This is a genomic window from Paenibacillus sp. Soil750, assembly GCF_001428045.1.
Lineage (GTDB): Bacteria > Bacillota > Bacilli > Paenibacillales > NBRC-103111 > Paenibacillus_E > Paenibacillus_E allorhizoplanae.
On record NZ_LMSD01000012.1, the window covers coordinates 133,978 to 146,923 of the forward strand.

General features: G+C 44.7%; 12 protein-coding genes. 2 read left to right on the forward strand and 10 right to left on the reverse strand.

Going from position 1 to position 12,946, the window contains the following annotated elements:
* Positions 1-2: 2 nt before the first annotated feature.
* On the forward strand, positions 3-1,583 hold the full coding sequence (gene serA, locus ASL11_RS12925; RefSeq protein WP_056614474.1) for a phosphoglycerate dehydrogenase: 1,581 nt from the start codon (positions 3-5) through the stop codon (positions 1,581-1,583).
* Between the two features lie 123 nt (positions 1,584-1,706).
* On the opposite strand, the gene ASL11_RS12930 is transcribed toward serA, so the two are convergent.
* From ASL11_RS12930 to ASL11_RS12975, 10 genes are all read right to left on the reverse strand, one after another.
* Positions 1,707-3,593, reverse strand: a complete 1,887-nt coding sequence (locus ASL11_RS12930) for a sensor histidine kinase (protein ID WP_056614485.1) — start codon at positions 3,591-3,593, stop codon at positions 1,707-1,709.
* Positions 3,594-4,307, reverse strand: a complete 714-nt coding sequence (locus tag ASL11_RS12935; protein ID WP_056614488.1) for a response regulator transcription factor — start codon at positions 4,305-4,307, stop codon at positions 3,594-3,596.
* 38 nt (positions 4,308-4,345) lie between these two features.
* Positions 4,346-5,605: a cytochrome c biogenesis protein CcsA gene (gene ccsA, locus ASL11_RS12940; RefSeq protein ID WP_056614491.1), complete on the reverse strand. Its 1,260-nt coding sequence runs from the start codon at positions 5,603-5,605 to the stop codon at positions 4,346-4,348.
* A complete protein-coding gene (gene resB, locus ASL11_RS12945; RefSeq protein WP_056614493.1) occupies positions 5,602-7,263 on the reverse strand; it encodes a cytochrome c biogenesis protein ResB in 1,662 nt (553 codons plus the stop codon). The genes ccsA and resB overlap by 4 nt, the downstream gene beginning before the upstream one ends.
* Before the next feature lie 42 nt (positions 7,264-7,305).
* Entirely contained in the window at positions 7,306-7,839 is a 534-nt protein-coding gene (locus ASL11_RS12950; RefSeq protein ID WP_056614494.1) for a redoxin domain-containing protein, read from the reverse strand.
* 84 nt (positions 7,840-7,923) lie between these two features.
* Entirely contained in the window at positions 7,924-8,670 is a 747-nt protein-coding gene (locus ASL11_RS12955; protein ID WP_056614495.1) for a pseudouridine synthase, read from the reverse strand.
* A 122-nt stretch (positions 8,671-8,792) separates the two neighbouring features.
* Positions 8,793-9,326 (reverse strand): spore maturation protein, encoded by a 534-nt coding sequence (locus tag ASL11_RS12960; protein ID WP_056614498.1) that lies wholly within the window; start codon positions 9,324-9,326, stop codon positions 8,793-8,795.
* Between the two features lie 6 nt (positions 9,327-9,332).
* Positions 9,333-9,932 carry a nucleoside recognition domain-containing protein gene (locus ASL11_RS12965; protein WP_056614501.1) on the reverse strand — a complete coding sequence of 200 codons (600 nt, stop codon included), beginning with the start codon at positions 9,930-9,932 and terminating at the stop codon, positions 9,333-9,335.
* Between the two features lie 40 nt (positions 9,933-9,972).
* A complete protein-coding gene (locus tag ASL11_RS12970) occupies positions 9,973-11,166 on the reverse strand; it encodes a D-alanyl-D-alanine carboxypeptidase family protein (RefSeq protein ID WP_056614504.1) in 1,194 nt (397 codons plus the stop codon).
* A gap of 215 nt (positions 11,167-11,381) precedes the next feature.
* Positions 11,382-12,140, reverse strand: a complete 759-nt coding sequence (locus tag ASL11_RS12975) for an SDR family oxidoreductase (RefSeq protein ID WP_056614508.1) — start codon at positions 12,138-12,140, stop codon at positions 11,382-11,384.
* Positions 12,141-12,326: 186 nt separating this feature from the next.
* Here ASL11_RS12975 and ASL11_RS12980 point away from each other — a divergent pair, with 186 nt between their 5' ends.
* Complete coding sequence (locus tag ASL11_RS12980) at positions 12,327-12,938, forward strand: TetR/AcrR family transcriptional regulator (protein WP_056614511.1); 612 nt, start codon at positions 12,327-12,329, stop codon at positions 12,936-12,938.
* Positions 12,939-12,946: the final 8 nt, after the last annotated feature.

A 12,946-nucleotide genomic window follows, 5' to 3' on the forward strand; every position in this document is an offset into this window, starting at 1 on the left:
TTATGTTCAAAGTTCTAGTATCCGATCCAATTAGTGACATGGGAATTCAAATGCTTTATGATGCAGCTGATGTTGAAGTGGTTAAGCAATCTGGTCTATCTGAAGACGAACTCATTGCCATTATCGGTGAGTACGATGCCCTCTTAGTTCGTAGCCAAACAAAAGTAACAGAGAAAATCATGAATGCTGGTACAAAGCTTAAAGTAATTGGCCGCGCAGGTGTTGGTGTTGACAATATTGATTTGGAAGCAGCAACAAAACGCGGGATTATCGTTATTAATGCACCTGACGGTAACACAATTGCCACTTGTGAGCTTACTTTCGCCATGATGATGGCAACAGCTCGTATGATTCCACAAGCGTACAAGAAAACAGTTGGCGGCGAATGGGATCGTAAATTCATCGGCGTTGAGCTTCGCAACAAAACACTAGGTATACTCGGTATGGGACGTATCGGTAGTGAAGTTGCGAAACGTGCGAAAGTATTTGGCATGGAAGTTATCGGCTATGATCCATTCTTGACTGAAGAGCGTGCTGAGAAAATGGGCGTAAAGCTAGGTTCAGTTAACGAAATCGCAGCAAAAGCAGATTTCATTACTGTTCATACGCCACTTACACCGGAAACGCGTCACTTGATCGCGAAACCACAATTTGAATTAATGAAACCAGGCATTCGCATCATCAACTGTGCCCGCGGTGGAATTATCGATGAGCTAGCGTTGGTTGAAGCAATTGATCAAGGAATCGTTGCAGGTGCAGCTTTCGACGTATTTGAAGTCGAGCCTCCAACGAAGGATCACCCTTTCCTATCGAATCCAAAAGTGATTGTAACGCCTCATCTTGGTGCATCGACGATCGAAGCACAAGAAAACGTAGCAATCGACGTTTCCGAGGAAGTTCTTCATATTCTTCGTAATGAGCCATTTAAGAATGCTGTCAATATGCCTCCTGTTCCTGCGGATGTATTAAACAAACTACAACCATACTTCAGTCTTGGTGAAAAAATCGGTTCTGTCCTTGGACAAATCGCTCAAGGTGCGGTATCTGAAATCGTAGTTAACTATGCAGGTGACTTAATGGATGTAGATACAAGCCCATTAACACGTTACATTGTAAAAGGTATTTTCCAAAATCAATTGGAATCCATCAATATCATTAATGCTATGCATCTGGCCAAATCACGCGGTGTTAACATCGTTGTGCAAACATCAAATGCATCAAATAGCTTCACTAACCTCGTTACAGTGACTGTTAAAACGAAACAAGAGGAAAAAACACTTGCTGGAACATTACTAGCTGGCTTTGGCGAGCGCATCGTGCGTATCGATCAGTATCCAGTTGACTTCGCAGCTGAGGGTAACTTGTTGTTAATTTCTCACAACGATAAACCAGGTATTATCGGACGCGTTGGAACACTTCTCGGAAGCAATCAAGTCAACATTGCAACAATGCAAGTTGGACGTAAAGTGATTGGCGGTTCCGCAATCATGGTACTGACGATTGATAAAACGGCTCCTGCTGAGGTATTGGCCGAGCTTACCAAACAAGATGAAATCGTAAATGTTCGTGCACTTACGCTGTAATAAGCACAAATTGTTTCACGAACAACAAGATTTTATCTGAATATTCTACAAATAAAGGCGAATGCCGAGTGATAACTCAGCATTCGCCTTTTTCTATGTGTCGAAATTCGCACAATTTTCTGTTTATTTATGTTCACACGGCAAGCAGATCGTAAATGTGCTGCCTTGCCCCCATGTACTTTGTACCGTTACAGTCCCATGATGGGAATCAATGATGTTCTTGACGATCGCGAGGCCAAGTCCAGTTCCCCCAGAAGATCCACGCGTACGAGCCTTGTCCGCCTTGTAGAAGCGTTCAAAGATGAACGGCAGATCCTCGGCAGGGATCCCCTGCCCCTCGTCGGCGATCTCGATCCGGATCGCGGGCCGATCCTTCGAGAGGCACGCCTCCGCCTTCAAGGCGATACGCGCCCCTGCAGGCGTATGCCTGAACGCATTGTCGAGCAGGTTCGTCAGCACCTGCTCCAAACGATCCTCATCCGCACGGTGTAGGATGAGCGGTTCGTCTGGCAGCGTCACGCTTAACGCGATGCCGCGCTCTTTGGCCAGCACCGCGAATTTGCGGTGCATGCGCCTCACCAGGGAGTCGATTTCGACCTCCCTGAAGGAAAGCTCGAGATGGCCGGCTTCCATCCGCGCCAGATCGAGAAGATCACGGACGAGGCGCCCCATGCGGAGCGACTCGTCGTGAATGACCTGCACCAGCTCCACGCGTTCTTCCGGCGTGGAAGGAATATCATCCAGCAGGGCTTCACTGTAGCCCTGCAACATCGAGATCGGCGTACGCAGCTCATGCGAGACGTTCGCCACGAAGTCCTTGCGCAGCTTATCGAGCCGTTCCTCCTCTGTCACGTCACGGAGTACGGCCACAGCGCCGCGCACTTGATCCCTGGAGTAGAGTGGCGTCATCGCCACGGACCACACGCCATTTTGCACATGAAGCTTTGTAGCGGCCTCTGCTGACTCATCGACAACCGCTTCAAAGAGCGGAATCAGAGGTACAGGGATTGGTAACATGTTTGGATTGCTGAAGCTCATAAGGCCCCAATCGCCAAGTGCAGTATCTGGTTTCGGGAAACGTCTTGGCTCACCTTCATCATCCGACCACTCAATCGTACTCCACTCTTCTACGATTTTCTCCCCTTGCGGGTTGCTTAGCATCACAGATCCATTCACATCCAGGGTGATCACCGCATCGGTCATACTTCGTAGAATGCTCGATAGATGTTCTTTCTCCTGACTGAGGGCATGAATACTTTCCTGCACCTTTTCGCCCATGTGATTAAACGTTTTGGCAAGCTCACCAATCTCATCTTTCGAAAGAATGGGGACACGCGTACCATATTCCCCATGCGTGATGAAATCAGCTGCTTTCTTCAATTGCTGCAGCGGTCTCGTAATTTGTGAGAATAAGAAGAAGGCGAAGAAAGTTGTCATGAGAAAACCAACAATGGACACATAAACAAACAATCTTAACATATACGATTGTGTGGCTTCTAACGACTGCAGGGATTGATAAAGCAAGGTCGCCCCTACAATGCCCCCCTCCAAATTGAAAAGCGGTACGGCCACAACAAGGTATTCCGCACCTGCATCAAAGCGGCCTGTGCGCGATTTATTTACTTGCTTATCGATTGTTTGGCCGGCAAATACAGGCTTCAGTTCATCTTCTGTATAGAAATCAGATACATGGAATTCAGCTAACTGACTTCCGTTGGTTCGCGGGATGGCCATTTCCTTCATATCCGTAGAAATCACAAGCATTCTTGAATCTTGAAAGCTGAGCAACTCATTACTTAATTGATAAAATTGCTCGTTGTACAAATGTGTCGTTGCTTCCTCTGAAAACTTAACTGCCACTTCTTTCATATTTTCGCGCTGATCCGTTGCTTGCGCAAAATAATTTTCCATATAATTGACAAGAAAAAAGCCCAGTATGAGCAAGACAACCCCAACTAGGCCTATAATTGTTAACCACAGTTTACCTACGACACTTCTGAAAATAAACACTTATTTAGGCACCTCTAGCTTATAGCCTACACCCCATACTGTCGTAATCATCGCTGCAGCATCCGGGGATACTTTGTTTAATTTCTCACGAAGTCGCTTTACATGCGTATCTACAGTACGTAAGTCACCGAAAAATTCATAGTTCCAAACATCCTTGAGCAGCTCTTCACGAGAGAAAACTTTATCAGGTGAAACAGCCAAGTAATGAAGCAATTCATATTCCTTCGGCGTGAGGGCAACTTCCTGACCACCAGCTGTCACACGATGTGCGTCATGCTCAATAATCAAGTTCGGGAATACAATATTATTGCTGGAACTTGCATCTTTGGATAAATACGCTGTCGCTGAAGAACGACGAAGGATCGCTTTCACACGGTAGATCACTTCACGCGGTGAGAACGGTTTGACGACATAATCGTCCGCACCAACTTCAAATCCACTCACACGATTCGTCTCTTCCCCCTTCGCTGTTAACATGATGACTGGTGTGGACTTCACTTGACGAAGGCGTGCACAGACTTCAATGCCATCGATGCCAGGCAGCATCACATCAAGCAAGATCAGATCGAAATCGGTTTCGGTAGCCATACGCAAAGCGGTTTCACCGTCTTCCGCTTCTTCAATCAGATAACCTTCCTTCTCTAAATACATGCGGAGTAATCGGCGAATACGTTCTTCATCATCAACAACGAGTATACTTGGCTTCAATTCCATCTTAGCGTCACATCCTCTATTAATGTACGTACTTATGTTTAAACACCTGCATAAGAATGCAGTCCAGCTATGACTAAGTTCACACCTACTAATGTAAACATAACGACGATAAATCCAATTACAGTTAACCAAGCGGATTTCTTACCTTGCCAACCTTTTGAAAGACGAAGATGTAGGAATACTGCATAGAATAACCAAGTTATCAATGCCCATACTTCCTTCGGATCCCATCCCCAGAAACGACCCCATGCTTCCTGAGCCCAAATCATCGCGAAGATGAGTGCCCCCAGGGTAAAGATCGGATAGCCAATCGCAATAGCGCGATAACTGATTTCATCCAGATCTTCCGCATCCATACCTTTCACAATCGGACCAATCGCTGCTCCTAACGGTTTACGAGCCACTAGGCGAGCTAGCCAATATAGAATGAGACCACCAAGAATGGACCAAATGACGGTGTTTAATTTACGACCTGCACTAGCCCCTTCCATCCAGGATGGCGCTGTAAATAAAGGTTCAGACATGCCAAGGAATGACTTCATCTCTACTACGTTCATTTCATATGGCTGAACAATTGGAGGCAATACATAAGTTTCTGTTGTATGATTGGTTTCCTGTACACCTTGTGCATTCGTAACAATCACATCTTTGGAGAATACTGCTTTGTAACCTGATCCATTGAATGTAAAAATCGAGGCAATAAATGCAACGAGCATAAGTATAAAGAATAAGGTAAGCTCAACACCTCTTTGTTCCTTTTTATCGATATTCGTCGTCCCTGTATAGTCAACGGCTCGAAGCAGATACATTAATCCACCGGCAAAACCAACGCCAAAGAAAGCTTCTCCGGTAGCCGCAGTTGTTACATGAATCTTCAACCAGTAACTCTGCAACGCAGGAATCAATGGCTGTACTTCACTTGGGAAAACGGAAGCATAGGCAATGATGATAAAGCCAATGGGTAGTGCAAAGACACCTAATACCGGAGTCCGATAGATGAGATATACGATCAAGAAAGCACACATGATCATCATCCCTAAAAACGTCATAAATTCATACATATTGGAAGTAGGGATGTGATCCCCTTCAGCCCATCGTGTGAAGAAGAATGTCACATGACAAGCAAACCCGACAACCGAAGTAATAAAAGCAACGAACCCCCATTTCCTCGTATGGTCTTCCGGCTTTCGGTTGCTCCACCTTTTACCCGTAATCGAAAGCACAAACAGGAAGAATGCGAGCAAATATACAAAAAAAGCGATGAGTAGAAAGGTACTGCTAACAGAGTTTACATTCACCCCTGGTTTCCTCCATTTGCTAATGTTTTCGGTAAAACGTCCAGATCATTCTTATTTAGAGCTGCGGCAACTTCATTTCGCAGTCCAAACCAGTTCTTGTTCGTATGGCCGCCGAGCGTCAACTTGCCCTCATCAATTCGAATCCAAATGCGTCGATGCTGCCAATAGAAGCCCATAATGACACCGATCATAAAGATCGCAGAGCCAACCCAGATATATGGCATTGCTTTATCCACTCGTATGTTCAAATATGTCGTGTAATTGGCAAATTGAACACCTTCCATGGAACCAACCGCAATCTTTAGCTTCTGACTAATCGCACCGTTAATGGTATCTTGCGAGAACGTTTCCTTATCGATTTGTCTCGGGAAATACAGATATGGTTCCCCTTTTTCAGCTAGCCCTGGTCCAGTTATGCTAAAAATAAAAGCTGGAGCTTTCGGCTCATTCGATTTCGAAATGGGTTGCCCCTTCTCTATGCCAAACTCAGGGAAGAAACCTTTCAGCGTAAGTGTATAGGCACCTACCTGATAAGACTCTTTTGGATTATTCATTGGTAGATCAAAGCTGCCATAAGTCTCACCCGTAGTTGGATTGCTTAGTGTAGGCTTCACCGAGATCAGCAGTGGTGTTGCTTTATAATCAAACTGATACGCTTGCAGACCCTTGTAATCCAATGGATGATTCACAATGATATTGTCCTTATGAACTTCCTCCAGTACTGGCGCTTCTGCCCCATCCCCGCAGTTCGCGGTACAATGATACAAGACAGCTTGCGTTTCATACGTCTTCGGAACGATCTGACCTTTGGCTTTGATGCTTTCAGGAAGCTCTTGTTCATCGTACAACGTGAGTGTAAATTTCTCATTCTTGATGTAGTACGAAGTATGCGGGATGGGCTTAGTTTCACCTTCAAGGATGCTCATGTATTGATCCATATGCCAGCCAGGAATCCCGCGCATAAGCACACCGATTAAGAAGATAATGAGTCCAATATGATTGATATAGGGCCCCCAGCGGCTAAAGCGATATTTTTCAGCAAGTAATGCAGAGCCATCGGTATGTATGCGGTAATTCTTTTTACGCAAAAGCGTACCGAGCTTATTCGTCCAAGCGATTTCATCCGTTCCCGCAGGCAAATCTGTAACAAGTGTGACATTTTGCCTAGTCAGAAAATTGATATGTTTACGTATTTGTTGCTTGGACAACGCCCTATATAAGGGAAGAACGCGATCCAAACTGCAAATGACAAGCGAAGTTCCAATCATGAATAGCAACGTGATGAACCACCATGAGCTGAAGGTATGAGAAAAGCCAAGGGCATGATAAATATTCCCTAGTTCCCCATAGTTTTCGCTGTAATATTGAGATGGATCCATGTCCAGAAAGGTATTCTCTTGCGGAAATATCGTACCTACAGCTGAAGCGAGCAATGTAATGAAAATGATCCAAACGGCTATTTTCACTGAAGAGAAGAAATTCCAGACTTTATCGAGCAGAGAAGGATTGGACTTCTGAGACCGTCTGGCCATCCCATCATAGCGCATTTCCAGAATGTCTCTGCCATCGATATCGATCAGCGGATTCCCACAGGATTCACATAGCGTAGTACCTGTGGGGTTCTGATGTCCGCAATCGCATTTGGTATTGTAGAACATGATGACCTCCTAAAAACGTTGAACATGTGTACGACTTATAAATTACGATTTACTGACCAAGCTAGATATGGTCTCATCAATAAATGACTCTTCCATTTGGCCAATTTTTTTCACAGCAATTTTGCCATCTGTTCCTATGAAGAAGGTTGTTGGATAGTCCATTACACCATATAATTTACGCACAACTTCATTGGCATCTAACAGCACTGGCATATTTAATTTGTATTGCTCCATGAAGCCCTGGACCGTTACTTTATTCTTGTCCACATTCACTTCTAAGAAAACGACACCTTGGCTCTTCCACTTATCATATTGCTTCTGCAGATCAGGCATTTCTTCTTTACATGGTGGACAAAATGTACCCCAGAAATTCACTAGCACAACCTTCCCTTTGTAATCAGAGAGCTCGTGCGTTTGACCATCTAATCCAACCAAGGAGAAGTTCGTTGCTTTCTCCCCTTGCTGCGGGTATTTCTTGCTTGCTGAAGCAGACAAATTTGTAATAATCGTAAACACACCAATAATGAGCACGATTGCAAAGATCCCAATCTGTACCCACTTCTTATTACGACCCAATGTTAATCACCTTCGCTTTGTCGACAATGTTAGTTTTTTGTATATCGAATTATACCCTTATTATAACGAAAAGAAGGCCAATTCTTATTGGCCTTTTTGAACGTTATGTGTCCTTAGAGCTTCGTTCCTAAGCTCTTCAACCTCTTTGGGCGTCAAGTGGCGATACTTCGCTCTTGCCAGGCCAGTTAAGAAGATGGGACCGAATTTAATCCGCTTTAATTTGATTACTGGGAACGAAATCGCCTCAAACATCCGTCTGACTTGGCGGTTTCTACCTTCATAGATAGTGATTTGAATGACAGACTCATTCTTCTCCATATTCACATCTGCGTACTCGACCTCAGCAGGTGCAGTCATACCATCTTCTAACTGTATGCCCATTTTGAGCTTATCTAATAACGTGCCGTGTGGCACTCCTTTGACAGTTGCTTGGTATGTCTTCGGTACATGATGCTTCGGATGTGTAAGCAGATGTGCGAACTCACCGTCATTCGTTAGAATGAGCAGGCCTTCCGTATCATAATCCAGTCGACCGACCGGATATACACGCTCTCTGATTCCTGGCAAGAAATCAGTGACAACCTTACGGCCTTCGGGATCCGTTGCACTCGTAATAACACCTTTGGGCTTATTTAAAATGACATAGATCTTCTTCTGTTGACCTATCGCACGTCCATCAACCCTTATTTCATCTTCAGCTGTATTCACTTTCACACCCAGCGTCGTGACGACTTCACCGTTCACTTGCACGCGTCCCGCTGTAATGATTTCTTCACATTTCCGGCGGGATGCGATCCCAGCTTCGGCTAATACCTTTTGCAGTCTTTCCATTATCCGCTTTCACCTCAAGCTAATGATAACGGACTTAACCACAAATCTCAAGCGGCAACCCACAATAACTGACAGAAGGTGACAGAATGATGGCTATTCTGGTGCCATTACGTGCCTGCCATTTATGAAAACACGAAATAACAAATAACAAGAGAAGCGATAAAGCCAACAGCATCCGAAATTAATCCTACTTTGAGCGCATAGCCCGCTTTCCGAATTCCAATCGCGCCAAAATAGACAGTTATCACATATAAAGTTGTGTCTGTGCTCCCTTGTACCGTTGAGGCAATCCGCCCAATCATGGAATCCGGACCAAATTGCTCGATTAAATCAGTCGTAAATGCTAAGGAACCCGCTCCTGTGATAGGCCTTAGAATTGCTAAAGGGAGCACTTCTGTAGGCACACCAATACTTTCGAAAAATGGCCGCATCCAGCCTATCATCATGTCCATCGCGCCAGATGCACGAAATACGGAAATCGCGACCATCATTCCGACAAGGTGGGGAATAATTTTGATCGCCGTGTCGAAGCCATCTTTGGCCCCCTCTACAAATGACTCATAGACAGGAACCTTGCGATAAGCAGCGTAAAGGGGAATGAACACAATCATGATCGGGATTGCCCATGCTGAAATAAGTGAAACGAGTGCGTACATGCTGGTTCATCCTTTCAGCGGAGGGATAGGTGAGCGCGATCTGCGATACCATCTATCCACGAATATGGCCACTGTTGTGGAAATGATCGTCGCAATGAGTGTTGTACCTACGATTTCTGCCGGGTTCATCGAATTAAAATTCATCCTTATTGCAATAAGTGTTGTCGGGATTAAGGTGATACTTGACGTATTGAGTGCAAGCAACGTGGACATAGCTGCACTGGCTTCCTCTTTGTTAGGATTAAGCTTCTGAAGCTCTTGCATCGCTTTAATCCCCATCGGGGTCGCAGCATTGCCTAAGCCTAGGATATTCGCACTCATGTTCGACATGATATAGCCAAGCGCAGGATGATTCTTTGGAACACTTGGAAAAAGGAAACGTACAACGGGCTGAAGAAGTCTTGCCAACTTGTGCAGAATACCAGCATCTTCCGCAATACGCATCATTCCCATCCAGAATACCAATACACTTATTAAACCGAAACATACGGTTACCCCATTCTTCGCCCCATCAAATGCCGCTTGTGTAACGGATTCTACATCACCATTGATAGCTGCGACGAGGAAACCAACGACGATAAAAAATAGCCATATCCAATTCACCATAGGTCAGCACTCCTTACAACTTGGCTTTACAATTTTTAAATTAATCCGCCCATATGGAGCCAGATATTTGAAATAACCCCTGTACTAGCACTCTGCAGATATAACTATACTTGGTCAGCAATGTCTCTTTATAAGGACTGCTCGATTGATAGGAGAATGTTGCTTTCTCGGGAACTTGCATTAATGGGTTTGCTGGATCATAGATCGGTATCGTTTGTATCAGATTATTTTTCAATGAAATTCGCAGTGCACCGCGTTCAGCTAACCGATACTCCGTCGCCATTGGATCTACCAAGCTAACTTGGTGCGTTAAGCTAGCGTATTCACCTTCTGCGAGTGGGTATTTAAACGTTCGGCTTGCTACCCAAGGGGTGCCTTCGATTGCATCGCCTTTCTTCACCAGTGTCTGCAGCGGGAAATGATTGAACCCATATTGAAGCAGCTTCGCGTGATCCGCCCAATCATCACCATCATTCAAAGTCACCACGACAAGTTGCTGTCCGTTCCGTGTAGCCGACGATACTAAGCAACGCTTAGCGAGCTTGGTATAACCCGTTTTCACCCCATCTGCACCTTCGAACATGGAAAGCATCTTATTTTTGTTGAGCCAAGAGTAATCCCACGATTCATTCGGATTGGGTACTTTTTTCAGCTTTGTAGATACGATGTCAGCAAATACACTATTCTTGAGCGCATACGCGGTAAGCTTAGCCATATCATTCGGACTTGAGCGATGACCTTCCCCTTCGTCCAGCCCGGATGGATTCGTGAAATGGGAGTGATCCATCCCTAGCATTTTCGCTTTCTCGTTCATCAAATAGACGAACCCTTCGACACTACCTCCAATATGCTCAGCAATTGCCGTCGCGGCGTCATTACCGGAACGCATCATGAGTCCGTATAACATGTCATGAAGTCGCATTTCTTCTCCAAGCTTCAAGTAGATGGAAGACCCTTCTTTGCCGAAAGCATTCTTACTGACCTTGACCATGCTGGTGAGGTCGCCTTGTTCAATCGCAATGATCGCCGTCATAATTTTGGTCAAGCTAGCTATACGCATAGGCGTGTCCCCTTTTTCGCTATAAAGCACACGTCCTGACTCCACATCAACGAGCGAAGCACCGACTGCATTCGTATGAATGCTTGGCGGCGCGGCTTCTACATAGGTCCATGGCGCAATTAACAATCCAATCAAGGCACAGCAAATGACGATGAACTGGCTTTTGGTTTTCATTGGTTGGGTTATCCTCCTACACGAGCGAACTTGTACACTTTTTGATCGAATCCACTGATGAAACTTTGTACAAGTATATGCGAGTGGACGAGGGATATGTCCTGAAAACAATCCAAAACAAAAAGGCCATCCAGAAGTAGAAAATCTACTTATGGATCAGCCTTCAATTAACGCAACTTGGCGTTTACGACTTACTTATTCAATTTAGTTCACGATTAGTACGCTGTCCAGCCTGCATCCGCTGTAACCACAGTCCCGTTAACAAAGCTCGCATCGTCGGAAGCCAAGAATAAAGCAACCTTTGCAATTTCCTCTGGCTCACCTGCTCGTGGATTTAACCCCATGCCAACCATTGCTCTTTCCATACCAAAAGGATTTGGAGCTGTAATCGTTGTTCCGATGTTTGTGCTCACGCCACCAGGCGCGATAGCATTACAACGGATACCGAGATTCGCGTATTGAAAACCAACGTTTTTCGTGAATCCAACTACCGCATGTTTAGAGGCCGTATACGCCGCACCCGCTCTGGATCCATTTAGTCCTCCCGCAGACGCTATGTTTACGATGACACCACTTTTTCTCTCTGTAAAAATAGGAAGAACTTTCCGAGTTGTTCGCATGACGCCTGTTGTGTTAATAGCGAAAACTCGCTCCCATAGCTCGTCCGTAAGATCTCCAGCAGGGACAAAGTTATCCATAATACCAGCATTATTTATGAGAATATCAACGGTACCGTATTCTTCCACAGCCGTATCAATCATTTGTGCAACATCTTCTTCCTTCGCAACATTCGCTGCAACAGCAATTGCTGTACCACCTTTTGCTTCAATGCCAGAAACAACCGTTTGCGCCGCCTCAACCCGAAGATCCGAAACGATAACCTTAGCTCCTTCAGCTGCGAACAACTCTGCGATTGCTTTCCCCATACCTGACGCTGCTCCTGTAACGATAGCCACTTTTCCAGAAAGCTTCATGTGTAATTCCTCCAAATGTCATGTATTTTTGTACGAATATCTCACTGAATTGTGCCTATAGAACTTCTTTCACTTGGAGTATAATAGAGTATCAGAAGTGTTACAATCAGTAAAAAACGCTTGTTTGTTAGCTAACGTACAAAATGATTGATTTTGTTCACTAACGCCAAAAAGGAATGAACATGAATGTCAGAAATTACTAAAAAAACAGATCGCAGAATCGTTCGAAGTAAAATCGCTCTTCGAGAAGCCCTGCTGGCGCTGATGTCACAAAAGCCCTTTACTTCCATTTCAATAACTGAAATCGTAGAATTTGCCAACTATAATCGTGGGACTTTCTATGCCAATTATGAGAGTAAGGAAGATTTGCTTGACGATATCATTGCCAATTTAACTGAGCAATTACTCCAATCCTTTCGAGCACCCTATGAACATGTAGAAGTATTTCGTATTCAAGAACTGCCTGCTAAGTCCGTTATGATATTTGATCACTTTTTTCAGAATTCTACCATTTATACCACGCTAATGAAAAGTGAAGTACTACACAAGCTGAAGGAAACCATGTTTAGCGCCTTAAAAAAAATCACACAAGAAGAATTAGTCTACCCCGATCAAGATAAAGAAATCGATCATGAGTTGCTGAGTATTTATTCGATTCATGCCTTGCTTGGCCTTATTTTCCATTGGATTGAAAGTGAATTTAAATATTCACCTTCGTATATGCAGGATCAATTGATCAGACTGATTAACTGGCGTCCCGCCTCTGCTAAAACGGTCGTAAGAAGCTCTCACGATTGATGAATCCC